This window comes from Candidatus Nanopelagicales bacterium, from assembly GCA_041393815.1.
GTDB lineage: Bacteria > Actinomycetota > Actinomycetes > S36-B12 > JAWKJK01 > JAWKJK01.
The window spans coordinates 107,700-131,653 of the sequence record JAWKJK010000002.1 but is presented as its reverse complement, the minus strand read 5'-3'; the positions used below and the strand labels follow the sequence as shown (position 1 = coordinate 131,653).

Here is a 23,954-nt window from a genome sequence, read left to right as displayed (position 1 = left end):
ACTGCGGGGCATGCGCCCCCGTTCCACACTCGCTGCCCTCTTCGTCGTCGCGCTGGGCCTGGCCGGCTGCTCGAGCGCGGCGGACGGCCCGGCCTCCGGCGAGCCGTCCTCCTCCGCGGATGCCGCCGCCGGCAGCACCGTGTCCGTCGTCGCCGCGTTCTACCCGCTGGAGTACGCCGCGCAGCGGGTCGGCGGGGACCGCGTGACGGTCACCGGCCTGACCCCGGCGGGCGCCGAGCCGCACGACCTCGAGCTCACCGCCCAGCAGGTCGCCCAGGTCGCCGACGCCGACCTGGTGCTCTACCTCCCGGGCTTCCAGCCCGCCGTCGACGAGGCGGTCGCCCAGCAGGCGCCGGACACCTCGCTGGACGTCACCGAGGGGCTCACCCTGCTGCCGGGAGACCCGCATGTGTGGCTGAACCCGTTGAACATGGCCGCCATCGGCGAGTCGGTGGCGGAGCGCCTGAGCACGCTGGACGCGACGGGAGCCGGGGCGTTCGCGGACGGGGCCGCCTCGCTGTCCGCGGACATGACCGCGCTGGACCAGGAGTGGGCCCAGGGGACCGCCACCTGCGAGAACCGTGACCTCGTCGTCTCGCACGAGGCGTTCGGCTACCTGGCCGACCGCTACGACCTCACCCAGGTCGGCATCTCGGGCATCTCGCCGGAGGCGGAGCCGTCGCCGCAGCAGGTCGCCGAGATCGCCCGCTTCGTCCGGGACAACGGCGTCACGACCGTCTACTTCGAGACCCTGGTCGACCCGCAGGTCGCGCAGACCGTCGCGGACGAGGCCGGCGCGACCACCGCCGTCCTCGACCCACTGGAGGGACTGGCGCCCGGCTCCGACCAGGACTACCTGTCGGTGATGCGCACCAACCTCGACACGGTGCGCACCGGGCAGCGGTGCACATGACCCCCTCCCCCACCACCCCGCCCTTCGCGCTGCACCGCGGCTGCGTCGACTACGACGGCGTCTGCGTCGTCGACGAGGTGGATCTCGTCATCGAGCCGGGCGAGTTCGTCGCCGTGCTGGGCGAGAACGGCACCGGCAAGACGACGCTGGTGCGCGCCCTGCTCGGCCTGGAGCCGATCAGCCACGGTCGGCTGGAGATCTACGGCCAGCCGGCGTCGCGGTTCCGCGACTGGGACCTGCTCGCGTACGTCCCGCAGCGGCTCGCGGCCACCGGGACCGTCCCGGTGTCGGTCCTCGAGACCGTCCTCGCCGCCCGGGTCAGCCCGCGGCGGCGCTTCCGCCCCGGGTTGGCCGCGGCCCACGCCGCGGCCCGTGAGGCGCTGGAGGCCGTCGGGCTGTGGGACCGGCGGCACGAACGCCTGGACACCCTGTCCGGGGGCCAGCAGCGCCGGGTCATGATCGCCGGCGCGCTCGCGGTCGACGCGCAGACCCTGGTGCTGGACGAGCCGACCGCCGGGGTGGACGCGGAGAGCCAGGCCCGGCTCGCCCGTACCCTCGCCGAGCTCGAGCAGCAGGGGCGCACGATCGTCCTGGTCACGCACGAGCTCGGCCCGATCGCCGACCTGGCCACCCGGGTCGTGGTCCTCGGCCACGGGCAGCACGGGTCGGTGGTCTACGACGGACCGCCGCCGCCGCCCGCCCGGGCCCTGCACGACCACGTGGTCCACCACGACGACGCGGACGTCCCGGTCAACCCCGAGCCGCCGCTGGGCCTGATGGAGGCCTGATGGACCTGCTCGACTTCGACTTCATGCGCCGGGCGCTGGCGGCGGCCGCGGTCGTGGGGCTGGTGGCCCCGCTGATCGGGGTGTTCCTGGTGCAGCGCCGGCTGGCGCTGCTCGGCGACGGCATGGGGCACGTGGCCCTCACCGGCGTGGGCCTGGCGTTCCTGCTCGGCACCGCGCCGGTCCCGACCGCGCTGGTCACCGCCGCGGCGGGAGCGGTCGTCATCGAGATCATCCGGGCCCGCAGCCGCACCGCCGGCGACCTGGCACTCGCGCTGATCTTCTACGGCGGCATCGCCGGTGGCGTGCTGTTCACGTCGCTGTCGTCGGCGGGTACGTCGACCGCGCTGAACCAGTACCTGTTCGGGTCGCTGTCGACGGTCGCGCCGGAGGACCTGGTCGCGCTGGGGGCCGTCGCCGCGATCGTCCTGGTCACGCTGGCGGTCTTCGGCCGCGAGATCTTCGCGATGTCGCTGGACCCGGACGTGGCGCGGGTCCAGGGCGTGCGCACCACCCGGATGAGCATGCTGCTCACGGTCCTGGCGGCGATCACCGTCGTGATCGGCATGCGCACCGTGGGGCTGCTGCTGGTGAGCGCCATCATGATCGTCCCGATCGCGGCGGCGCAGCAGCTGACCAGGTCCTTCCGGGCCACCATGGTCGTCGGGGTCGTCGTCGGTGTCCTGGCCGCGGTGTCCGGCCTGGTCGGGTCCTACTACCTCGACGTCCCCCCGGGCCCGAGCATCGTGATCCTCGCGCTGGCGCTGTTCGGGGTGTGTGCTGCCGTCGCGGTCCCGCTGCGTCGGCGCCGGCGGGCGGTACCGACGTGAGCGGAGCAGGAATCACCGCCGGCGCCGTCCCTGGTCGCCGCGCCACCCGGCAGCGCGTCGCGGTCGCCGCACTGCTCGACGAGGTCGCGGACTTCCGCTCGGCGCAGGAGCTGCACGACCTGCTCCGCCAGCGCGGGGACAACGTCGGGCTCACCACGGTCTACCGCACCCTGCAGGCGCTGGCCGACTCCGGCGAGGTCGACGTGCTGCTCGCTGACGACGGCGAGGCGCGCTACCGCCGATGCAGCTCGGGCCACCACCACCACCTGGTCTGCCGGGAGTGCGGTGCCACCGTGGAGGTCTCGGGTGCGGGGGTCGAGCGCTGGGCCGCGCAGATGGCCGCGGAGTACGGCTACACCGACATCAGCCACACCCTGGAGATCTTCGGCCGCTGCGCGGCCTGCTCCCGCTGACGGGCCGATGGCGCCTCAGGCGTGGTCGGCGTCCTCGTGCCGGGCGTGCTCGGCCGGTTCGAGCTGGAACGTGCAGTGGTCGACCTCGAAGCAGCCGCCCAGGCACTCGGTCAGGCGGTCCAGCAGCGGCCCGGTGCCCCCGCTGGCGAACACCTCGTCGTCGACGACCACGTGCGCGGACAGCACCGGCACCCCGCTGGTGATGGTCCAGGCGTGCAGCTCGTGCACGTCCCGGACCCCCTCGACCTCGGTGATGTGCCGGCGCACCTCGGCCAGGTCCACCCCGCGGGGCGTGCCCTCCAGCAGCACGTGCACCACGTCGCGCAGCAGCGACAGGGTGCGCGGCACCATCAGCGCCGCGATCGCCAGGGAGGCCACGACGTCGGCCCGGTCCCACCCGGTCACCGCGATCACGACCGCGGCCACGATCACCGCGATCGAGCCGAGCAGGTCGCCGAGCACCTCCAGGTAGGCCCCCCGCACGTTGAGGCTCTCCCGGGCCCCCCGGGACAGCACCGCGAGCGCGAGCGCGTTCGCGACCAGCCCGATCACGCCGAACACGAGCATCAGGCCGCCGTCGACGGCGTCCTCCTCGTTCCAGCGCCGGATCGCCTCGACCACGACGTACGTGGCGACGCCCAGCAGCACCAGGCCGTTGACAGCCGCGGCGAGCACCTCCGCGCGCAGCGTCCCGAACGTCCGCGTCGGCGTGGGCGGGCGCTGCGCGTAGGTGACGGCCGCCAGGGCCAGCGCGACGCCGGCGACGTCGGTGACCACGTGGCCGGCGTCCGCGAGCAGCGCCAGGCTCCCGGTGAGCCACGCGCCGACGACCTCCGCCGCCAGCACGACGAGGCCCAGCAGCAGCGCGACCAGCAGCCGGCGCCGGTTGCGCAGGCCCGTCGCCCCGTGGGCGTGACCGCCCGTCACGCGCCCGGCTCCGGGTTGGGCTGGGCACCCCCGTAGCGACGGTCGCGCGAGGCGTACAGCTCGCAGGCGTGCCACAGGTGCCGACGGTCGAAGTCGGGCCAGAGCGTGTCGAGGAAGACGAGCTCCGCGTACGCAACCTGCCAGAGCAGGAAGTTGCTGATGCGTTGCTCGCCGGAGGACCGGACGAACAGGTCGACGTCGGGCATGCCCGGCTCGTCGAGGTGGCGGGCCAGGGTGCGCTCGTCCACCCGGTCGGGGTCGATCCGGCCGTCGCGCACCCCGCGTGCGATAGCCGCTGCGGCGTCGGCAATCTCGGCCCGGCCGCCGTAGTTGACGCACATGGTCAGGGTGAGCACGTCGTTGTGCCGGGTCATCCGCTCGGCGACCTCGAGCTCCTCGATGACCGACTTCCACAGCCGGGGGCGCCGGCCGGCCCAGCGGATCCGGACCCCGAGCTCGTTCATCTCGTCGCGCCGCCTGCGGATCACGTCCCGGTTGAACCCCATCAGGAAGCGGACCTCGTCCGGGGAGCGTTTCCAGTTCTCGGTGGAGAAGGCGTAGGCCGACAGCCAGCCGACGCCGAGCTCGATCGCCCCGTGCACGCAGTCGAGCAGGCTCGCCTCCCCCGCCTCGTGGCCCGCGGTGCGCGGCAGCCCGCGCTGCTTCGCCCACCGGCCGTTGCCGTCCATCACCAGGGCGACGTGCCGCGGCACCAGGTCCGCGGGGATCACGGGCGGACGCGCCCCGGTGGGGTGGGGTGTCGGCTGCCGGACCGGAGCGGTCCGGCCGGTGGCCTTGTCGGCCGCGGCGCGGGCCGCCCGCTCGGCGCGGCGGCTCACGCCCGCTCCACCAGCGGCAGGGAGCGCAGCCCGCGCTCGAGGTGCCACTGCAGGTAGGCCGCGACCAGGCCGCTGCCCTGCCGCCGGTCCCGCGGGTCGCTGGCGTCGGCCACCGCCCAGTCACCGGACAGCAGCGCCCCCAGCAGGGCCAGCGTCGACGGCGACGGCGTCGCCGACCCGGGGACCCGACAGTCGGGGCACACCGCGCCGCCGGAGGAGACCGAGAACGACCGGTGCGGGCCCGGGGCGCCGCAGCGGGCGCACTCCTCGAACGACGGGGACCAGCCCGCGACCGCCAGGGAGCGCAGCAGGTAGGCGTCGAGCACCAGGCCGGCGTCGTGCTCGTCAGCGACCAGCGCGCGCAGCCCGCCCACGAGCAGGAGGTACTGCTGGACCGCCGGCTCCCCCTCCTCCGGGGTGAGCCGCTCCGCGGTCTCCAGCATCGCCGTGCCCGCGGTCCACCGGGTGTAGTCGGTCGACAGCACAGCCCCGTACGCGGCGAGGGACTCCGCCTGCGTCACGGTGTCCAGCGACCGGCCCTCGTAGCACTGCACGTCGACGTGGCCGAACGGTTCCAGCCGGGCGCCGAAGCGGCTGGAGGTGCGCCGCACCCCCTTGGCCACCGCGCGGACCCGGCCGCGTCCGCGCGTCAGCAGGGTGACGATGCGGTCGGCCTCGCCCAGCTTCTGCGTGCGCAGCACGACGGCCTCGTCCCGGTAGAGCGGCACCGGGACATCGTCGCACTGCGGGCCGACGCCCGGGGGTACCGTCGCCCCCGGGAGGCGGCATGTCGAAGCGGACGGAGCCCGACGGCGGGCAACAGGCCGGCCACGAGGGTGGCGGCCAGCGCTTCCACCTGCCCCTGTCCGGACTGGTCCGCCGCGACCCGGACGACCTGGCGCTGGAGACGTCCCTCCCCCCGGCCGCCACGGAGCCCGAGGAGCCCGAGCTCACCCCCTCGAGCTCGCTGCAGTACGTCGCCTTCGAGCCGAAGCGACTGCGCCGGGCCGTGGTGCTGGTGCTGCTGCTGTTCGTCGCGCTGCAGTTCGCCACCTGGGCGTTCGAGTCGGTGGGCCACTTCCTGTTCCTGATCCTGCTCGCCTGGCTGCTCGCCATCGCGATGGAGCCCTCGGTGTCCTTCTTCGCCCGCCGCGGGTTCCGCCGCGGGTTCGGCACCGGCGTCACCCTGCTCGGGCTGGTGCTGGCGGTCGTCGCGCTGCTGGGCCTGTTCGGCGGGCTGTTCTTCACCCAGCTGGCCGGCCTGGTGCAGGCCCTGCCGACCCTGGTGGTCGACATCGTCGCCTGGCTGAACTCCACCTTCAGCCTCAACCTGGACCCCAACGAGATCACCGATCGGCTCAACCTCACCGCCGGGGAGATCACCGGGATCGCCAGCAACCTCGCGGGCGGGGTGTTCGGCATCGTCGGGTCGCTGGTGGGCGTCCTGTTCGACACGTTGACCGTGCTGGTGTTCTCGTTCTACATCGCCGCGGACGGTCCCCGGCTGCGCCGCACGATCGGGTCGTGGCTGCCTCCGGCCCGCCAGCGGGTCTTCGTCACCGTGTGGGACATCGCGATCGAGAAGACCGGCGGCTTCGTGGTCTCGAAGGTGATCCTGGCGACGCTGTCGGCGTTCTTCCACTCGGTGTTCTTCGCGGTCATCAACATCCCGTACTGGCTGCCGATGGGCGTGTTCGCGGGCATCGTCAGCCAGTTCATCCCGACCATCGGGACCTACATCGGGGTCGCGATCCCGGCCGTGTTCGCGGCCTTCGACGACCCGCTGGACGTGCTGTGGATCGTTCTGTTCGCCACCGTGTACCAGCAGGTCGAGAACTACGTGTTCACCCCCAAGGTCAGCCGCGCGACCATGGACATCCATCCGGCCCTCGCCCTGGCGTCGGTGTTCATCGGCGCGGCCTTCTTCGGCCCGATCGGGGCGATCATCGGCATCCCGCTGGCCGCCGCCATCATCGCGGTCGTCGACACCTACGGCCAGCGCTACGAGCTGGTGCCGGAGCTGTCCGAGCACGCGGCCCCGACGCGCAGGGACGGGGCGCGGACGCGCGACGGCGGCGAGCAGCGCGGCGGTGGGCGGAGCGACGCCGCCCCGCCCACCGGGTGAGCGCGACCCGCGGGCGATCCCGGGGCGGGCCGCCGGACGACCTGCTGGACGCCGTGGACGCCTACCTCGACGCCGCACCGCGGTCGTCCGCCCGGGCGGTCGACGTCGCGGCGTTCCGGGTGTTCGTCGCGGAGGGGTCGCCCTGGCCGTTCTACGCCCGCCCGCGCCGGGACCACCCGGCGCCGACGGCGGACGACGTCGCGTCGGCGCTGGCGTACCTGCGGGCGCACGACCTGCCCGAGTCGTTCGAGTGGGTGCACGAGCGCACCCCGGCGCTGGGCGACCTGCTCGCGGACGCCGGGCTGCGCGTGGTGCTGCACCCGCTGCTGGTCGCGCCGGACGGTGTCGGCCGCGCAGACGGGGGCAGCGTCGCCGGTGTCGCCGTCCGGGTCCTGGACGCCGACGATCCGGCGCTGCCCGCCGCCCAGGTCGTGGCCGAGCTCGGCTTCGCCGCCCCCGGCACGGGCGTCGGGCCGGCCGGCCCGGCGGACCGGGACGCACGGCTCGCCGTACGGGACCCGTCGGCGGACGACCACGTGCGGTCCCGGGTGGCCTCGGGGCTGAGCGTGGTCGCGGTGGTGGAGACCGACGAGGGGGTCGTGGCCACCGGGACGCACCAACCGGTCGGGGACGCGTCGGAGATCGTCGGCGTCGCGACCCTGCCCAGCCACCGGCGCCGGGGGCTGGCCGGCGCCGTGGTCGCCGCGCTGGCTGCGGACGCCGTCGCGCACGGGGTCGGCCTGCTGCTGCTGTCCGCCGGCGACGACGACGTGGCGCGGGTCTACGAGCGGGTCGGCTTCGCCCGGGTCGGCCACGCCGGGGCCGCCGAGCCGGGCTGACGGAAGGGCCACCGATCACAGAAGTGAGCCGAACGGTCGTCACCCAGCCCGATCACGTCCCGGTAGCAACCACTCGGCTCACTTCTGCGCCGGCGCGTGTGGCGGCCGGGCTGACCGTGCGTCGCGCTAGAAGCCCAGGCGGCCGAGCTGCTTGGGGTCGCGCTGCCAGTCGGGGGCGACCTTGACCCGCAAGTCCAGGTAGACCGGGGTGCCGAGCAGCGCCTCGATCTGCCGGCGGGCGGCGGTCCCGACCTTCTTCAGGCGCTCCCCGCCGCGGCCGATCACGATCGCCTTCTGGCTGGAGCGCTCCACGAACAGCACCGCGTGGATGTCCACCAGGGGGCGGTCCGCGGGCCGGTCCGGCCGGGGTGCCATCTCCTCCACGACGACCGCGATCGAGTGCGGCAGCTCGTCGCGGACCCCCTCCAGGGCCGCCTCCCGCACCAGCTCGGCGACCATGACCTGCTCCGGCTCGTCGGTGAGCTCGCCCTCGGGGTACAGCGCCGGGCCCGGCGGCAGCAGCGCCACCAGCAGGTCCTCCAGCAGCCGCACCTGCTCCCCGGAGTGCGCCGAGACGGGTACGACCTCGGCCCAGGCGACCCCCGTCTCGTCTCCCAGCGCGGCCACCTCGGCCAGCCGCTCGGCAACGGTGTCGCGCGACACCAGGTCGGTCTTGGTGACCACCGCGACCTTCGGACTGCGCGGGATGCGGGCCAGCTCCGCGGCGATGAAGCGGTCGCCGGGGCCGACCGACTGGTCGGCGGGCACGCAGAACCCGATGACGTCCACCTCGGCCCAGGTGGTGCGGACCAAGTCGTTGAGCCGCTCCCCGAGCAGGGTCCGGGGGCGGTGCAGTCCCGGCGTGTCGACCAGCACCAGCTGCGCGTCGGGCCGGTGCACGATGCCGCGCACCGTGTGCCGGGTGGTCTGCGGCCGGCTGGACGTGATCGCCACCTTCTGGCCCACCAGCGCGTTGGTGAGCGTGGACTTACCGACGTTGGGGCGCCCGACCAGGCAGACGAATCCGGACCGGTGCTCCACGGGGTCGGCGTGCGGGTCGCTCACGCGGCCGATCCTCTCGCGGGGCGCCCCTCGGACGCACCCAGCGCCGTGAGCGCGGCCAGGATGAGCAGGCAGCCAACCAGGCCGCGGGCCCCGAGCGACTCCCCGAGCACCACGACGCCCAGGACGGCCGCGGTGACCGGCTCGGCCAGGTTCAGCGTGGCGATGTGCCCCGGCTGCAGCACCGCCAGGCCGCGGCCGAACAGCCAGTAGGCGGCGGTCGTCGACACCAGGCCGACCCACAGCACCAGCGCGGCCCCGCCCGGGGTGGCCCACCAGGTCCCGGAGGCGACCAGCAGCGGGAGCAGCAGGAGCGCGGCCAGCGTGAACCCGGCGGCCAGGACCGCGGTCGGCGGGTGCCCGGAGCGCGCCAGCCGGGCGCCGAGGACGGTGTAGACGGCGTACGACGCGCCGGCGCCCAGCGCCGCCAGCACGCCCCAGCCGTCGCGCGGCACCTCGTCGCCGAGCACGAGCAGCGCCAGTCCGACGACCGCGACCACGGTGGACACCGCCCAGACCCGGCCGGGCGCGCCCTCCCCGACCAGCCAGCCCAGCGTCCCGGCCAGGAACGGCGCGAGCGCCAGGCTGGCCAGCGTGCCCACGGCCACCCCGACCCGGGCGACGCCGACGAAGAAGAGGGCCTGGTAGGCGGCCACCGCCACCGCGATGGCCCACACCGTCGGCAGCCGGAGCAGGCGGACCAGCGCGGCCCCGTCCCGCTGGAGCCAGACGACGATCGCCAGCAGCCCGGCGGCACCCAGGAGCAGGCGGGCGGCAGCCACGGCCGGCGGCCAGGCACCCACGTCCGCCAGCGCCTGCGCCGTCCCCGACGTCCCGAACAGCACCGCCGCGGCCAGGACGGACACGGCGGCCGCGAGCCGGGTCGGTGCCGCCCGGGGCGACGAGACCTCGGGGGTCACCGCCCCGCGGTCACGTGGAGAGGCGGTGGCGGACCGAGCCGTCCGTACCGCACACGAACACGGGGACGCCGGCACCGGCGAGGTCACGCAGCGGGCGGAGGTCGGCCGGATCCGGCTCCTCCCCGCCCACCACCACCGCGGCCTCCAGCCCGGACGCGCCGCTGGACGCCGCCACGGCGGTGACGAGCTGCGCGGCGGTCAGGGACAGGGACGGGAGCCGGACCGCGGCGGCCGAGTACGACCGGCCCATGGTGTCGCGTACGGCCGCCCCCTGCGGCGCGCCGGCGTTGGCGCGGGCGGCGCGGGCGAGCGCGACGAGCTTGAGGTCCTCGGGCCCGAGGTCCACGGGGCCGGACGGGTCAGGCATCGGTGCGCTCCAGGGGTTCTCGTGCAGTCGGGGGGCGGTCCGACGACGGGGGTGGGGCGGAGGCGAGCGGGGTCACGCGGAGCCGGCCGATCCGGTTGCGGCGCCCCGCGGCCTCCTCGGCCACCAACCGGTAGCCCTCCACCTCGACCGACGCCCCGGGGATCGGCACCCGGCCCAGCCGCTTGGCCAGCAGCCCGGCCGCGGTGTCGACGTCCTCCTCCTCCGCGTCGAGGTCCACGTCGAGGAGCTCGGCCAGGTCGTCCAGGTGCATGCGGGCGCTGACGAGCCAGCCGCCGTCCGCCAACTGCTGCACCTCCGGGGACTCGGTGTCGTACTCGTCGGCGATCTCGCCCACGATCTCCTCGAGGATGTCCTCGATCGTGACGATCCCGGCCGTGCCGCCGTACTCGTCCACCAGCACGGCCATGTGCACCCGGGCCGCCTGCATCTCGCGCAGCAGGTCGTCGACCCGCTTGCTGTCGGGGACGAAGTAGGCCTGGCGCATCAGCGACTCGACCCGCTCGGACTGCTCGGCGTCGCGGTGCTCGAACGTCCGCCGGGTGACGTCCTTGAGGTAGACGATCCCGACGACGTCGTCGGTGTTGTCGCCGGTCACGGGGATGCGGGAGAACCCCGAGCGCAGGCCCAGGGACATGGCCTGCCGCAGCGTCTTGGTCCGCTCGATGGACACCATCTCGGTGCGCGGCACCATCACCTCGCGGGCCACGGTGTCGCCGAGCTCGAACACGGAGTGGATCATCTGCGCCTCGTCGTCCTCGATGAGGCGGTCCGCCTCCGCGAGGTCGACCAGCTCGCGCAGCTCGGCCTGGGTGTCGAACGGGCCCTGCCGGTAGCCCTTGCCCGGGGTGAGTGCGTTGCCGAGCAGGATGAGCAGGGTCGTGATCGGGCCCAGCAGTGCGGCGAACGCCCGGGCCGGCCCGGCCGCGCGCAGCGCGATGCGCTCCGCGTGCTGTCGCCCGAGCGTGCGGGGGGCCACCCCGAGCGCGACGTAGCGGACCACGACCATGACGACGATCGCCAGCGTCAGGGACCAGCCCACCGCCCACGGCAGCGAGTCGACGCAGACGAAGGTCACGAAGGCCACCGCGGTGGTCGACGCCGCGGAGGACAGGAACAGCAGCACGTTGACATAACGCGCTCGGTCGTCCACGACGGTGAGCAGGCGGTCCGCGCCGCGCCTCCCCTCGCGCCGCAGCTCCTCGACCCGTACGCGCGACACCCGCGCGACCGCGGTCTCGCCGGCGATGAGCAGTGCCGAGAGCACGATCAGGGCCACCGCGCCGGCGAGCAGCCAGACGTCGGCGGAGCTCACGGCGGGAACCCCTGGGCGCGGTGCCCCTCCCACTCCGCGACCAGGTGGGCCTGCAGGCCGAACATCTCCCGTGCCTCGTCCGGCTCGGCGTGGTCGTAGCCGAGCAGGTGCAGGACACCGTGGGTCAGCAGGACGGCCAGCTCGTCGTCCCGGGAGTGCCCGGCCTGCTCGGCCTGGCGCTCGGCGAACTGCGGGCACAGGACGATGTCGCCGAGGACGCCCGGCTCGGGCTCCTCGTCGTCGCCGCCGGGCCGCAGCTCGTCCATCGGGAAGGACATGACGTCGGTCGGCCCCGGCTCGTCCATCCACCGCACGTGCAGCTCGGCCATCGCGGGCTCGTCCACGAGCACGACGGACAGCTCAGCGAGCGGGTGGATCTTCAGCCGCCGCAACAGGAACGAGGCCTGCTCGGACAGCGCGACCTCGTCGACCGGCTGCCCGGACTCGTTGTTGACGTCGATACCCATGCGCCTGACCCCGTCAGCGCCGGCCGCGGCGCGGGCCGCGCCCGGAGGTCCGTACGACCGCCCCGCCCTGCGCCGCCTTGGCGGCGTTCTGCGCGTCGAAGCGGCCGTACGCCTCCACGATGCGCCCGACCAGCTTGTGTCGCACCACGTCGTGCGAGGTGAGGTTGCAGAAGGTGACGTCGTCGATCCCGTCGAGGATGTGCTGCACGACCTTGAGCCCGCTGGAGGTGCCGTCCGGCAGGTCGATCTGGGTGACGTCGCCCGTGACCACCATGGTCGAACCGAACCCGAGGCGGGTCAGGAACATCTTCATCTGCTCGGGCGAGGTGTTCTGCGCCTCGTCGAGGATGATGAACGCGTCGTTGAGAGTGCGCCCGCGCATGTACGCCAACGGGGCGACCTCGATGGTGCCGCTGGTGATGAGCCGCGGGATCGAGTCCGGGTCGATCATGTCGTGCAGCGCGTCGTACAGCGGGCGCAGGTACGGGTCGATCTTCTCCGAGAGCGTGCCGGGCAGGAAGCCCAGCCGCTCCCCCGCCTCCACCGCCGGCCGCGTGAGCACGATCCGGTTGACCTTCTTGGCCTGCAGCGCCTGCACCGCCTTGGCGACCGCGAGGTAGGTCTTGCCGGTGCCAGCCGGGCCGATGCCGAACACGATCGTGTGGTGGTCGATGGCGTCGACGTAGCGCTTCTGGTTCAGCGTCTTGGCCCGGATCGTGCGACCACGGTTGCTGAGGATGTTGGCCGTCAGCACCTCGGCCGGCCGGGTGCCGCTGCGCAGCATGGACACCGAACGCTCGACCGACTCCGCGGTGAGTCCCTGACCGGTGCGGAGCATCGCGAGCATCTCGGCCACCAGCAGCTCGACCAGGCCGACGTCCTCAGGGCTGCCGGAGACGGTGATCTCGTTGCCCCGCACGTGGATGTCGGACTCGGGGAACTGCGCCTCGATCACCCGGAGCAGCTCGTCGCCGGAGCCGAGCACGGCCACCATCGGCTGCGACGCCGGGACGACGATCTTCGCCTGAGCCTCTGCCGTGGTCGCCATGGGTCGGCCGCGGACGGCCGTCTCCCTGCCCTTCTGCCTCGGTGACGGGACGACGCCATGGTACGGGGCGGGCACCGGACCGGCGATCCGCTTTGCGGGGCGGGGGACCGGGTCAGCCCGGGGGCCACAGCAGCGGGCGGCCGCCGAGGACGTGCGCGTGCACGTGGAACACGGTCTGCCCCGCGCCCGAGCCGGTGTTGAGGACCACCCGGTAGCCGCTGTCGGACACGCCCTCGAGGTCCGCCACGACCGCTGCTGCCTCCAGCACCGCACCGGCGAGCTCGGGGTCCGCTGCGCCGAGGCTGCCGGCGTCGCGGTGGTGCTCGCGCGGGACGACGAGCACGTGCACGGGGGCCTGCGGGTTGACGTCGCGGAACGCCACCACGCGGTCGGTCTGGTGCACCACCGTCGCGGGGATGTCACCGGCGACGATCTGGCAGAACAGGCAGGACGCGTCGGAGTCGGTCACGCGTCGATCGTAGGTGCGGCGATGGCCCAGCGCCCGGTGCGCGCCAGGATCACCGCGGCGGCGACGCACCCGGCCGTCGACGAGCGCAGGACCGTGGGTCCGAGCCGGACCGCCCGGGCCCCCGCGGCCGTCAGCGCGTGGACCTCGTCCTCGGTGAGCCCTCCCTCCGGGCCCACCACCAGCACGATGTCGCCGCCGTCGGGCAGTTCCACCGCGTCGATGCCGTCGGCGGCGGACTCGTGCAGGACCAGGGCGACGTCGGCCGCACCGACCAGGCCCACGACGTCGGAGGCGCGGGCCAGGTCGCGCACCTCGGGGAACCGGGCACGCCGCGACTGCTTGCCCGCCTCGCGGGCGGCCGCCCGCCAGCGCTCCGGTCCCCGTCGCTCCTTCTCCCCCCGCCAGACCGCGACGCAGCGAGCGGCCGCCCACGGGACGACCACGTCGACGCCGACCTCGGTCATCAGCTCCACGGCGAGCTCGGCGCGGTCACCTTTCGGGATCGCCTGCACGACAACGACTCTCGGCGTCGGACTCGGCTCGTCGACTACCGACAGAACCTCGACCTGGAGCCGGTGCCGCTCGTGTCGCAGGTCGTCATGCGAATCGTCGTGCGAGTCATCATGCGGGGCGACAACCGCTCGGGCCCGACGACCGAGGCCGTCCACCAGGTCGACCGGCTCCCCCGGCGCCAGCCGGCGCACGCGCAGCGCATGCCGGGCCTCGTCACCCTCGACCGACACCCGGGTCCCCGGGCCGGCACCGGCCAGCAGCGCGGGCTCGACGACGAAGACGGGTGCGCTCACGGCGGCCGGTCCGCCGCGTCAGCGGCCGGAGAAGGCGTCGCGCAGGCGGGAGAACAGGCCCTGCTGCGCCGGTGCCAGCTGACCGGTCGGCTGCTCCTCGCCCCGGAGCGAGGCCAGCTCGCGCAGCAGCTCCTCCTGCCGGGCGTCGAGCCGGGTGGGGACCTGCACGTCGAGGTGGACGTGCAGGTCGCCGCGGCCGGACCCGCGCAGGTGCGGGATGCCGCGCCCGCGCAGGGTGGTCACGGACCCCGGCTGGGTGCCGGCCCGGACGTCCAGCGTCTCGACGCCGTCGAGAGTCTCCAGTTCCAGCGAGGTGCCCAGCGCGGCCGCGGTCATCGGGACGGCCAGGGTGCAGTGCAGGTCATCGCCCCGCCGCTCGAACACCGGGTGCGGGGCCTCGACGATCTCCACGAAGAGGTTCCCGGGCGGGCCGCCGCCGGGACCGACCTCGCCCTCCCCCGACAGCTGGATCCGGGTGCCGGTATCGACGCCCGCGGGGATCTTCACCGACAGCGTGCGCCGGGTCCGGACCCGGCCGTCCCCCGCGCACTCGGGGCAGGGGTGCGGGATGGTGGTGCCGAAGCCCTGGCACTGCGGGCACGGCCGCGACGTCATCACCTGGCCGAGGAAGGACCGCTGCACCGACTGGATCTCGCCGCGGCCGCGGCACATCGGACAGGTCTCTACCGTGGTGCCCTCGGCGGTGCCGGCGCCGGCGCAGGTCGGGCAGCCGACGGCGGTGTCCACCTGGATCTCGCGGACGGCGCCGGTGGCGGCCTCGTTCAGGTCGATCTGCAGCCGGATCAGCGCGTCCTGGCCGCGCATGGTCCGCGGCCGCGGGCCGCGCGAGGCGGACCCGCCGAAGAACGCGTCCATGATGTCGCCGAAGCCGAACCCGCCGAAGCCGGCCTGGCCGCCCCCGGGCGCCAGCGGGTCGGCCCCGAGGTCGTACATCTGCCGTTTCTCGGGGTCGGACAGGACCTCGTACGCGGCGGTGACCTCCTTGAACCGCTCCTGCGTCACCGGGTCGGGGTTGACGTCGGGGTGCAGCTCGCGGGCCAGCTTGCGGTAGGCGCGCTTGATCTCGTCCGGTCCCGCGTCGCGCGCGACCCCGAGCACCGCGTAGTAGTCGGTGGCCACCGTGTCCTCACTGCTCGTGCCCCGCGTGGGGGCCTGTCGGAGTACGCCTACTGCTCGCCGAGGATGCGCCCGAGGTAACGGGCCACCGCCCGCACCTGGGCCATCGTCCCGGCGTAGTCCATGTGGGTGGGGCCGACGACGCCGAGGCTGGCCACCGTCTCATCGCCCCCGCGGCCGTAGCCGACCGCGACGACCGACGTGGACTGCAGCCCCTCGACCGGGTTCTCGTGCCCGATCCGCACCGTGAGCGCGTCGGACGCGGTCACCTCGCCGAGCAGGCGCAGCAGCACGACCTGCTCCTCCAGCGCCTCCAGCACCGGCTGCAGGGTGTGCGGGAAGTCGTCGCCGTAGCGGGTGAGGTTGGCGGTGCCGCCGAGCACGACCCGCTCGTCGTGCCGGTCCACCGCGGCCTCGAGCAGGGTGGCCAGCACGGCCAGCACCAGCGGCCGCTCGTCCTGGGCGAACGCCTGGGGCAGGTCGGCGACCAGCTCGCCCAGCTCGCCGAAGCGGTGGCCGGCGACCGCCGCGTTGAGCCGCGCCCGCAGGTCGGCCAGCGTGTCCTCGGAGATGACGGTCGAGGAGTCGACGACCCGCTGCTCGACCCGACCGGTGTCGGCGATGAGGACCAGCAGCAGCCGGTGGCTGCCGAGGGCGACGAGCTCCACGTGCCGGACGCTGGAGCTCCGCAGCGTGGGGTACTGCACCAGCGCGACCTGGCGGGTGAGCTGGGCGAGCAGTCGCACGGTGCGCGACATCACGTCGTCGAGGTCGACCGCGGAGTCCAGGAACGAGTGGATCGCGCGGCGCTCGGCGGGCGTCAGCGGCTTGACCGCGGAGAGCCGGTCGACGAACAGCCGGTAGCCCTTGTCCGTCGGGATCCGGCCGGCGCTGGTGTGCGGCTGGGCGATGTAGCCCTCGTCCTCCAGCGCGGCCATGTCGTTGCGGATCGTGGCCGGGGAGACGCCGAGGTTGTGCCGCTCCACCAAGGACTTCGACCCGACCGGCTCCCGGCTCTCGACGAAGTCCTCGACGATGGCGCGCAGCACGGACAGCTTCCGGTCGTCCAGCACCGCGCACCTCCTCGCCGGGGTCGGTCTCTCGTGCTCTGGCACTCCGTGGGTTCGAGTGCCAAGTGTACGTCGCTCGCGCCTCCCGTGCCGTGCGGACGGGCGCGGGTACGGTCCCGGGGTGGTGACCGACCGGTACGGCTCCGACGTCCTCAGCGCCGACCCGCACCGTCGCCCGCGGGTCCCGGAGGTGCCGGGGGACCCGGGGCTGGTCGTGGAGTGCGCCGAGACCGGGTGGTGCGGGGCGGTCGTGGGGTTCGACAAGGGCCCCGACGGGTGGGCCGTGCTGCTGGAGGACCGAGACGGGCGGGCCCGCCCGTTCCGGCTGGCGCCGGCGGCGTTCCTGCTGGAGGGGCGCCCGGTGACGCTGGTCCGGCCCGTGGCGGCGTCCTCGCCCGCCGCCCCCTCGCGCACGGCGTCCGGGTCGGTGGCGGTGGCCCGGCAACGGGCCCGGGTCGCCCGGGACTCGCGGATCTGGGTGGAGGGCCGGCACGACGCCGAACTGGTCGAGCGGGTCTGGGGCGACGACCTGCGGGTCGAGGGCGTGGTCGTGGAGGAGCTCGGCGGCGTGGACCGCCTGCTGGACCGGGCGACGCGGTTCGGCCCGGGGCCGGGACGGCGGCTCGGGGTCCTCGTCGACCACCTGGTCCCGGGCAGCAAGGAGGCGCGGGTCGCGGCGGAGGCCCGGGCCGCGTTCGGAGCGGGCGTGCTGGTCGTCGGGCATCCGTACGTCGACGTGTGGCAGGCGGTCCGGCCCTCGGTCGCCGGCATCCCGGCCTGGCCGTCCGTCCCGCCCGGCACGCCGTGGAAGGAGGGGGTCTGCGCAGCGCTCGGGTGGCGCGCGGACACCGCGGCGGCCTGGCGGCGGCTGCTGGCCCGGGTCGACGGCTGGACCGACCTCGAGCCGGACCTGCTCGGCCGGGTGGAGGAGCTCATCGACTTCGTCACGTCGGACGGCGAGCCGCCCGGCTGAGGCACGACTCACGGGGGAAGGCCGTAGACCCCGGGCGCCCGTCGGGACAGGATGGGCCGCGGAGGTGTGCGATGACCGACCAGCCCAACGCCGTGCCCGACCCCGCCGAGCCCGCGCCCCTGCCCGAACCGGAGGTGGCAGCCGACGAGGCCGTGGCCGCCCAGGAGTCGGAGTTCGTCGCCGAGGACGCTGCGGCCGAGGCTGCCGGTGACGCGGCACCGGCCGGTGCGGCGTACGACGCCGCTGACCAGGTGGACGCCGCGGTCGCCGAGACCGAGGTCGTGTCGACCCCGGCCGGGGACTCCCCGCTGCCGCCGATGGACGAGCCCACGCTCAGCCAGGTGAACCCGCCGCCGGACGCGCCGGCGCCCGGCTACCAGCCGCCGCCCGACCCCGGGTACGCCGCTCCCCCGCCGCCGCAGCCGGAGGGCTACCAGCCGCCGCCGGCCGGGGCGTACCCGCCGCCGGGCTACGAGCCGCCGCCGGCCGGTGGCTACGCGCCGCCTCCCACGGGTGGCTACGCCCCTCCGCCCGCGCCGGGCGGCTATCCGCCGGCCGCGTACCCGCAGGGCGGCTACCCGCCGGCCGGCTACCCGGCCCCGTACGACCCGCAGGCGAAGTCCAAGCTGGTGGCCGGGCTGCTCGGCATCCTGGTCGGCGGCTTCGGCGTGCATCGGTTCTACCTGGGCTACACGTCGATCGGCATCATCCAGATCGTCGTGACGATCCTGACCTGCGGCGTCGGAGCGCTGTGGGGCCTGGTCGAGGGGATCATGATCCTGGTCGGCTCGCCGTCGTTCCAGACGGATGCGTCGGGACGACCCCTGCGCGACTAGCGGTTCTGGTGTGACGGCTGCGCCCCAGGTGATTTCGTCTGGGGCGCAGACGTTTTCGTGTGCACAGGGTCTTGCGCGGTGTCGGACCCTGACGCTAGACTCGTACACATGTTCGATCCCGTGGTTCCCGGTCCGCGGACCTCGCGTCCGTGGGACGCCGCCCTGCTCGCGCAGGCCGTGGCGGTGGGGCCGGGTCCGGTGGCGATCGGTCTGCTGGAGCAGGTCGACGCCGAGGCGCTGTGCGGGCATGACCGGGTGGTGTTCCTGACGACGTGGCAGGCCCAGGCGGCGTGGGTGACCTCCCGGTCGTACGCCGCGGTGATCCCGGTCGCCGGTGCCGAGCCGGCACGGGACCCCGACCCGGACGACCAGGGCGGGCCGGTGGACGTCGGGCCGTTCGAGTGCGTCGAGGAGGCCCGGCACGCCGAGGTCGCCGCCGCCTGCCGGCTGTCCACCGTCGCGGCATCGGACCGGATCACCACCGCCCGGTTCCTCGCTGGTCCCGGTGCCCCGGTCGCTCGGCTGCTGGAGACCGGTGCCTGGGGGTACGGGCACCTGTCCGCGGTCGTGTCCGAGACCGCCGAACTCGCCCCGAACCTGACCGAGAAGGTCGTGCAGACCGTCGTCGCCGAGACGCTGCCCGACGCGGACGGGCAGCCCTCGCGGTACGCGGAGGAGACCCCGGGCCGGCTGCGGCACCGCATCCGCCGCACCATCCTGCGCCTGGACGCCGCCGCCGCCGCGGAGCGGGCGAAGAAGAGGCGGCGGGAACGGTCGCTGCGGATCAGCCCGCTGCCGGACTTCCGCGCCAGGATCACCCTGGAGGCCTCCCAGCCGATGGCGTCATGGGCGTGGCGCCAGTTCGACACCTGGGCCCGCAACCGGCAGGCGACCCTGAAGGACCCGACCGCGGACCTGACGACCCTGCTCGGCCCCTGCACCTGCCCCCGCGACACCGACACTGGCGCGGGCACCGGCGCAGCAGCGCCCGCGGGCACAGGCCGGGCCGGGTCTACCGGGTTCGGCCTGGTCGGCACCCTCGCCGCCCTGCGCGGACACCGCGCGACCGGGGTTCACAGCACCGGTGCCAGCGCCCAGCCGGACACCGACCGGACGCACCAGCTCGGCTGCCCGCACCACCCCGACACCACCCTGGAAGCGCTACGCGCCGACGCCGTCATCGAAGCCGCCCGCCTACTCATCCGGCACCTCGGCCTGGACACCAGCGACGCCCCGACCACCACCGGGGCGACCATCCCGGCCAGCGGCGCCGCCACCACGGCCACCGGGCTCCCGGGCACCGGGACCAGCGGCAACACGGGAGCGAACGAGAGCGACGGAGCCGGGACGGGCGCAGAAGCCGGTGCCGGAGCCGGCGCGGCTGCAGGGGCGGCACCTGCCGGTGGCAGCGCGGGAGCCGGGACCGGTGCCGGGCGGGGCAGGTCGTGGTCGTCCGCGGTCATCATCGTCGACGCCGCCACCCTGCTCGGGCTGGCCGACAACCCCGGCTGGATCCCCGGCCACGGCTGGGTACCGGCACCCCTCGCGCGTGAGCTCGCGGCCGGCGCGGACGCCTGGCGGGCGTTCCTCACCGACCACGGCCGCCTGGTCGCCACCGGCACCACCCGCTACCGGCCCAGCGACCGGCTGCGTGAACTGGTCACCGCCCGGGACACCACCTGCACCTTCCCCGGCTGCACCATCCCCTCGCTGCACACCGACCTCGACCACGCCACCAACTACGACGGGGCGAACACGACCGCCGCCAACCTGCACCCCGCGTGCCGGCGACATCACCGGATCAAGACCCACACCAGCTGGTCCGCGACCCCAGACCCGGGCAGCGGGCGGATCACCTGGACCAGCCCCACCGGACACACCTACCCCACACCGCCCGACCCGATCTGGGACACCGGACCCCCGCCCATCCCCGCCGAGCCCGCGGACCCGGTCCCCACACCCGGTGACAGCCCGCTCGAACGCTGGACCGCAGCACTCGTGGCTGCGTGACGGCGGGACCGGCTTGACTCGGTGACGGTCGCCGGGGAGGTTCAGCCCGTGCGTGCGACCGGCCCCGACCCCGACCTCGCCGGAGACCCCGACCTCGACGAGGCGATCCTCGGCGAGATCACGCTGCTCGATCCCGGAACCCGGGCCGACCCCGAGCGGCTGCGAGGGCTGGTGCACCCGGACTTCCTCGAGTTCGGCGCCAGCGGGCGGACGCACACACACGACAGTGTCCTGCGTGATCTGCCTGCTGCCCCCGACCTCGACGCGGAGGTGACGGACATCGGGGCGGTCCGGTTGGCGCCCGACGTCATCCTCGTGACGTACACCTAGACCGAGCCCGCCGTGACCCGGCGGAGCTCGATCTGGGTCCAGGACGGACAGAAGGGGTGGCGGATGCGCTTCCACCAGGGCACACCGGTCCCGGACAGTGCACCAGCGCCCCCGCCTCACCCCGGCGGCGGCTGACCGGACGCCACGGACCGGACGCCACGGACCGGACGCCACGGACCGGACGCCACGGACCGGACGCCACGGACCGGACGCGGCCGACGGGGCATCGCCGGCCGCCGTGCCCGACCGGTTTTGGACCGGCGGCGGCCACCCTGGACCGGCGGCGGCCACCCAGGAGCGGCGGCTACCCCAGCAGGTCGCGCACCACGGCGTCGGCGAGCAGGCGGCCGCGCAGGGTGAGCACGGCCCGCCCCTCCGCCAGCGCCGCGACCTCCAGCAGTCCGACCGACACGGCACGGTCGACGGCGGCACGACCGGCTCCGTCGAGCGCCTCCAGCGGCAGCCCGTCGCGCAGCCGCAGCTCCAGGAGCACCCGCTCGGTCCTCCGCTCCGCAGCCCCGAGCACCTCCCGCCCCTCCCCCGGGCTGCGCCCGGCCGCCAGCGCCCGCCCGTACTCGGCCGGGTGCCGGACGTTCCACCAGCGCACCCCGCCGACGTGCGAGTGCGCCCCGGGACCGATCCCCCACCAGTCGTCGCCCCGCCAGTAGCCGAGGTTGTGCCGGCACTCCGCCCCGGGCCGCGACCAGTTGGACACCTCGTACCACCGCAGCCCCGCCGCGGCGAGCTGCGCGTCGGCCGCCAGGTATCGGTCGGCCAGCACGTCGTCGTCCGGCGCCGGCAGCTCACCGCGCTCGACCCGGCGGGCCAGCCGGGTGCCGGGCTCCACGATGAGCGCGTACGCGGACATGTGGTCGACACCGGCCGCCACCGCCGCCCCCACGGACTCGGCCCAGTCCGTGTCGGTCTCCCCCGGCGTGCCGTAGATCAGGTCCAGGCTCACCTGCTCGAACCCGGCGTCGCGCGCCTCCGCCACCGCGACCGTCGCCCTTCCCGGCGTATGCGTGCGCTCCAGCACCGAGAGCACCGCGGGAGAGGCGCTCTGCATGCCGAACGACACCCGGGTGAAGCCGCCCTCACGCAACGCGGCCAGCGACCGCGGGCTCACCGAGTCCGGGTTGGCCTCCGTGGTCACCTCCGCCCCGGGCGCCAGGCCGAACTCGGCCCGCACCGCGTCGAGGACCGCCACCAGGTCGGCGGGCGGCAGCAGCGTCGGCGTCCCGCCACCGACGAACACCGTCGACACCGGCAGGTCGACGTCCCCCAGTACCCGCCGGGCCAGCCGGACCTCCGCCACCGCGGACGCCGCGTACGACGCCCGGGAGGCGTCCGGACCGAGTTCCTCGGCGGTGTAGGTGTTGAAGTCGCAGTAGCCGCAGCGCGTCGCGCAGTACGGCACGTGCACGTAGACGCCGAACGGCCGGCGACCCAGACCCGCGAGCGCGGGCTCGGGCAGCCGGCCGTCGGACGGGACCGGGTCCCCCGGTGGCGGCGTCGACGGCACCCCGACATTGTGCGGGGCGCTGGGACTCCCTACCGGCCGGAGCCGGAGTACATGTCCTCCACGTACTCGCCGTAGCGCTCCTCGATCACCTTCCGCTTCAGCTTCAGGCTCGGGGTCAGCTCGCCGTCCTCGACGGTGAGGTCGCGCGGCAGGATCCGGAAGGTCTTGATGGTCTCCCACCGGTTCAGCTGGGCGTTCAGCTTGTCCACCCCGGCCTGCACCTCGGCGATCACCGCCGGGTCCTGGGCGAGCGCAGCCGGCTCCACCGTGGACAGCCCCTTGGAGTCGGCGAACGCGCTGAGCGCGTCGGGGTCGAGCGTGACCAGGGCGCTGGCGAAGTTGCGGTTGTTGGCGACCACCAGCACGTTCGCGGCGATCGGGCACAGCGCCTTGAACTGGGCCTCGATCGCACCGGGGGCGATGTACTTGCCGCCGGAGGTCTTCACCAGGTCCTTCTTGCGGTCGGTGATGCGCACCCGGCCGCGGTCGTCGATCTCGCCGATGTCACCGCTGGCGAACCAGCCGTCGCCCAGCATGACCTCGTCGGTCTGCTCCTGCCGGTTGCGGTAGCCGCGCATGACGCCCGGCCCGCGGATGACGATCTCGCCGTCCTCGGCGATACCGATCTCGGTGCCGGGGAACGGCTCGCCGACCGTGCCGATGCCCACGTTGCCCGGGCGGTTCATGCACGTCGCGGCGCTGGTCTCGGTCAGCCCGTAGCCCTCGAGGATGATCAGGCCCGCGGCGTCGAACCAGGTGGCGATGTCCGCGGCCAGCGCGGCCGACCCGGACACCATGTAGCGGATCCGGCCGCCGAGGCGCTCCTTGATCTTGGAGAACACCAGCTTGTCCGCCAGGGACAGCTGCATCCCGAGCACCCCGCCGACGGACTCCCCGGCGCGCCGCTTGGCGGACGCCTTGGCGCCCACGCCGAACGCCCACTCGAAGATCTTCGCCTTCACGCCGCCCTCGGCGGTGCCCTGCCGCACCACAGCGGCGTGCACCTTCTCGAAGATGCGAGGCACCGCGGCCATGAACGTGGGCCGGACCTCGCCGAGGTTGGCGACGATGTGGTCCACCCGGCCGTCGACCGCGGTGGAGAAGCCGATCTGCAGCTGCGCCGACAGCAGCACCTTGCCGAACGAGTGCGCCAGCGGCAGCCACAGGAAGTGCACGTCGTCCGGCGTGAGGATTCCCAGCTGCTCGATCGCCGCACCCTCGTAGGCCCAGCAGCGATGGGTGAGCTCGACGCCCTTGGGCTTGCCCGTGGTGCCCGAGGTGTAGATCAGCGTGGCCAGGCTGTCCGGGCCGGTGGCGTCGACCCGACCGACGATGACCTCGGGGTTCTCGGCCAGCTGCGCGCGCCCCTTCTCCCGCAGCTGAGCCCAGGACAGCACCCGCTCGCCGTCACCCTCGCCGTCGATCAGCACGATGGCCATCAGGTCCGGCAGGTTCGCCCGCTCGCTCTCGACCTTGTCGACCTGGCTCTGGTCCTCGGCGAACAGCACCCGGGTCCCGGAGTCGCCCAGGATGTAGCCGATGTCCTCGGCCTGCGTGCTGGGGTAGACGGTCGTGGTCGCCGCCCCGGCGCACATCACGGCCGTGTCGGCGAGCACCCACTCCAGCCGGGTGCTGCAGGCGATCCCCACGCGCTCCTCGACGCCCACGCCGAGCGCGACCAGGCCCGCGGCCAGCTCCGAGACCTCCGCGTCCACGTCCTTCCACGACATCGAGCGCCACCCGCCCCCGTGCTCCGGCGCGCGGAACGCCTCACGGGACGGGGTGGCGGCCACCCGGTCGAGGAACATGCGGCCTACCGACGACGAGGGCGTCGGATACGACGCCGTCAGCGATCCGGTGGACTTCACGATGGTCGGGCCTGCGTTCATGGACGTCGCCTCCGAGTGGTCGCGCGCTTGGTCGCAGCCTAGGC

The 23,954-nt window shown here is 74.4% G+C and carries 25 protein-coding genes; 10 read left to right on the top strand and 15 right to left on the bottom strand.

Features of this window, described 5'->3' with window-relative positions; genetic code table 11:
- Positions 1-10 precede the first annotated feature (10 nt).
- The 4 genes from R2737_06090 to R2737_06075 are packed head-to-tail and all read left to right on the top strand — an operon-like array spanning position 11 to position 2,941.
- The gene (locus R2737_06090; protein ID MEZ5115822.1) at positions 11-913 is read left to right on the top strand and encodes a metal ABC transporter substrate-binding protein; all 903 of its coding nucleotides are present in this window, start codon (positions 11-13) and stop codon (positions 911-913) included.
- A complete protein-coding gene (locus tag R2737_06085; GenBank protein ID MEZ5115821.1) occupies positions 910-1,701 on the top strand; it encodes a metal ABC transporter ATP-binding protein in 792 nt (263 codons plus the stop codon). Before R2737_06090 ends, R2737_06085 begins: the two co-directional genes overlap by 4 nt.
- Positions 1,701-2,528, top strand: coding sequence for a metal ABC transporter permease (locus R2737_06080; protein MEZ5115820.1), 828 nt, complete (start codon positions 1,701-1,703; stop codon positions 2,526-2,528). Before R2737_06085 ends, R2737_06080 begins: the two co-directional genes overlap by 1 nt.
- Positions 2,525-2,941, top strand: a complete 417-nt coding sequence (locus R2737_06075; protein MEZ5115819.1) for a Fur family transcriptional regulator — start codon at positions 2,525-2,527, stop codon at positions 2,939-2,941. The genes R2737_06080 and R2737_06075 overlap by 4 nt, the downstream gene beginning before the upstream one ends.
- A 15-nt stretch (positions 2,942-2,956) precedes the next feature.
- Here the strand turns inward: R2737_06075 and R2737_06070 are convergent, their stop codons facing one another.
- From R2737_06070 to recO, 3 genes are read right to left on the bottom strand one after another with little or no spacing between them, the layout of a single operon-like run.
- The gene (locus tag R2737_06070; GenBank protein ID MEZ5115818.1) at positions 2,957-3,868 is read right to left on the bottom strand and encodes a cation diffusion facilitator family transporter; all 912 of its coding nucleotides are present in this window, start codon (positions 3,866-3,868) and stop codon (positions 2,957-2,959) included.
- Entirely contained in the window at positions 3,865-4,707 is an 843-nt protein-coding gene (locus R2737_06065; protein ID MEZ5115817.1) for an isoprenyl transferase, read from the bottom strand. Before R2737_06065 ends, R2737_06070 begins: the two co-directional genes overlap by 4 nt.
- Positions 4,704-5,435, bottom strand: a complete 732-nt coding sequence (recO, locus tag R2737_06060) for a DNA repair protein RecO (GenBank protein ID MEZ5115816.1) — start codon at positions 5,433-5,435, stop codon at positions 4,704-4,706. The genes R2737_06065 and recO overlap by 4 nt, the downstream gene beginning before the upstream one ends.
- A gap of 59 nt (positions 5,436-5,494) precedes the next feature.
- Between recO and R2737_06055 the strand changes: the two genes are divergently transcribed.
- Together R2737_06055 and R2737_06050 are read left to right on the top strand one after the other, a co-directional pair.
- Entirely contained in the window at positions 5,495-6,832 is a 1,338-nt protein-coding gene (locus R2737_06055; GenBank protein MEZ5115815.1) for an AI-2E family transporter, read from the top strand.
- Positions 6,829-7,671: a GNAT family N-acetyltransferase gene (locus tag R2737_06050; protein MEZ5115814.1), complete on the top strand. Its 843-nt coding sequence runs from the start codon at positions 6,829-6,831 to the stop codon at positions 7,669-7,671. Before R2737_06055 ends, R2737_06050 begins: the two co-directional genes overlap by 4 nt.
- Positions 7,672-7,797: 126 nt before the next feature.
- On the opposite strand, the gene era is transcribed toward R2737_06050, so the two are convergent.
- The 10 genes from era to hrcA all read right to left on the bottom strand — a co-directional run bounded on the left by era (position 7,798) and on the right by hrcA (position 16,353).
- Positions 7,798-8,736 carry a GTPase Era gene (gene era, locus R2737_06045; GenBank protein ID MEZ5115813.1) on the bottom strand — a complete coding sequence of 313 codons (939 nt, stop codon included), beginning with the start codon at positions 8,734-8,736 and terminating at the stop codon, positions 7,798-7,800.
- Positions 8,733-9,653: an EamA family transporter gene (locus R2737_06040; GenBank protein MEZ5115812.1), complete on the bottom strand. Its 921-nt coding sequence runs from the start codon at positions 9,651-9,653 to the stop codon at positions 8,733-8,735. Before R2737_06040 ends, era begins: the two co-directional genes overlap by 4 nt.
- A 10-nt stretch (positions 9,654-9,663) precedes the next feature.
- Complete coding sequence (locus R2737_06035) at positions 9,664-10,020, bottom strand: cytidine deaminase (protein ID MEZ5115811.1); 357 nt, start codon at positions 10,018-10,020, stop codon at positions 9,664-9,666.
- Entirely contained in the window at positions 10,013-11,353 is a 1,341-nt protein-coding gene (locus tag R2737_06030; GenBank protein ID MEZ5115810.1) for a hemolysin family protein, read from the bottom strand. Before R2737_06030 ends, R2737_06035 begins: the two co-directional genes overlap by 8 nt.
- Positions 11,350-11,820: an rRNA maturation RNase YbeY gene (ybeY, locus tag R2737_06025; GenBank protein ID MEZ5115809.1), complete on the bottom strand. Its 471-nt coding sequence runs from the start codon at positions 11,818-11,820 to the stop codon at positions 11,350-11,352. The genes R2737_06030 and ybeY overlap by 4 nt, the downstream gene beginning before the upstream one ends.
- Positions 11,821-11,833: 13 nt before the next feature.
- Complete coding sequence (locus R2737_06020; protein MEZ5115808.1) at positions 11,834-12,868, bottom strand: PhoH family protein; 1,035 nt, start codon at positions 12,866-12,868, stop codon at positions 11,834-11,836.
- A gap of 112 nt (positions 12,869-12,980) precedes the next feature.
- Positions 12,981-13,337: a histidine triad nucleotide-binding protein gene (locus tag R2737_06015; protein MEZ5115807.1), complete on the bottom strand. Its 357-nt coding sequence runs from the start codon at positions 13,335-13,337 to the stop codon at positions 12,981-12,983.
- On the bottom strand, positions 13,334-14,143 hold the full coding sequence (locus tag R2737_06010) for a 16S rRNA (uracil(1498)-N(3))-methyltransferase (protein ID MEZ5115806.1): 810 nt from the start codon (positions 14,141-14,143) through the stop codon (positions 13,334-13,336). Before R2737_06010 ends, R2737_06015 begins: the two co-directional genes overlap by 4 nt.
- 18 nt (positions 14,144-14,161) lie before the next feature.
- The gene (gene dnaJ / locus R2737_06005; GenBank protein MEZ5115805.1) at positions 14,162-15,283 is read right to left on the bottom strand and encodes a molecular chaperone DnaJ; all 1,122 of its coding nucleotides are present in this window, start codon (positions 15,281-15,283) and stop codon (positions 14,162-14,164) included.
- A gap of 47 nt (positions 15,284-15,330) precedes the next feature.
- Complete coding sequence (gene hrcA, locus R2737_06000) at positions 15,331-16,353, bottom strand: heat-inducible transcriptional repressor HrcA (protein ID MEZ5115804.1); 1,023 nt, start codon at positions 16,351-16,353, stop codon at positions 15,331-15,333.
- A gap of 118 nt (positions 16,354-16,471) precedes the next feature.
- Between hrcA and R2737_05995 the strand changes: the two genes are divergently transcribed.
- The 4 genes from R2737_05995 (at position 16,472) to R2737_05980 (ending at position 20,499) form a co-directional block, all read left to right on the top strand.
- Positions 16,472-17,323, top strand: coding sequence for a DUF3097 domain-containing protein (locus tag R2737_05995; GenBank protein ID MEZ5115803.1), 852 nt, complete (start codon positions 16,472-16,474; stop codon positions 17,321-17,323).
- 71 nt (positions 17,324-17,394) lie between these two features.
- Entirely contained in the window at positions 17,395-18,159 is a 765-nt protein-coding gene (locus tag R2737_05990; protein MEZ5115802.1) for an NINE protein, read from the top strand.
- Positions 18,160-18,267: 108 nt separating this feature from the next.
- Entirely contained in the window at positions 18,268-20,169 is a 1,902-nt protein-coding gene (locus tag R2737_05985; GenBank protein MEZ5115801.1) for a DUF222 domain-containing protein, read from the top strand.
- Positions 20,170-20,217: 48 nt separating this feature from the next.
- The gene (locus tag R2737_05980; protein MEZ5115800.1) at positions 20,218-20,499 is read left to right on the top strand and encodes a nuclear transport factor 2 family protein; all 282 of its coding nucleotides are present in this window, start codon (positions 20,218-20,220) and stop codon (positions 20,497-20,499) included.
- Positions 20,500-20,803: 304 nt separating this feature from the next.
- On the opposite strand, the gene hemW is transcribed toward R2737_05980, so the two are convergent.
- Positions 20,804-22,021: a radical SAM family heme chaperone HemW gene (hemW, locus tag R2737_05975; GenBank protein ID MEZ5115799.1), complete on the bottom strand. Its 1,218-nt coding sequence runs from the start codon at positions 22,019-22,021 to the stop codon at positions 20,804-20,806.
- A gap of 29 nt (positions 22,022-22,050) precedes the next feature.
- A complete protein-coding gene (locus tag R2737_05970) occupies positions 22,051-23,910 on the bottom strand; it encodes a long-chain fatty acid--CoA ligase (protein ID MEZ5115798.1) in 1,860 nt (619 codons plus the stop codon).
- Between the last annotated feature and the right edge of the window lie 44 nt (positions 23,911-23,954).

Bases quoted from the DNA above. Each gene is read 5' to 3' on its own strand.
- R2737_06090 (MEZ5115822.1), top strand. From the start codon at position 11: ATGCGCCCCCGTTCCACACTCGCTGCCCTCTTCGTCGTCGCGCTGGGC.
- R2737_06085 (MEZ5115821.1), top strand. From the start codon at position 910: ATGACCCCCTCCCCCACCACCCCGCCCTTCGCGCTGCACCGCGGCTGC.
- R2737_06080 (MEZ5115820.1), top strand. From the start codon at position 1,701: ATGGACCTGCTCGACTTCGACTTCATGCGCCGGGCGCTGGCGGCGGCC.
- R2737_06055 (MEZ5115815.1), top strand. From the start codon at position 5,495: ATGTCGAAGCGGACGGAGCCCGACGGCGGGCAACAGGCCGGCCACGAG.
- R2737_06035 (MEZ5115811.1), bottom strand. From the start codon at position 10,020: ATGCCTGACCCGTCCGGCCCCGTGGACCTCGGGCCCGAGGACCTCAAG.
- ybeY (MEZ5115809.1), bottom strand. From the start codon at position 11,820: ATGGGTATCGACGTCAACAACGAGTCCGGGCAGCCGGTCGACGAGGTC.
- R2737_06020 (MEZ5115808.1), bottom strand. From the start codon at position 12,868: ATGGCGACCACGGCAGAGGCTCAGGCGAAGATCGTCGTCCCGGCGTCG.
- R2737_05990 (MEZ5115802.1), top strand. From the start codon at position 17,395: ATGACCGACCAGCCCAACGCCGTGCCCGACCCCGCCGAGCCCGCGCCC.
- R2737_05985 (MEZ5115801.1), top strand. From the start codon at position 18,268: ATGTTCGATCCCGTGGTTCCCGGTCCGCGGACCTCGCGTCCGTGGGAC.
- R2737_05970 (MEZ5115798.1), bottom strand. From the start codon at position 23,910: ATGAACGCAGGCCCGACCATCGTGAAGTCCACCGGATCGCTGACGGCG.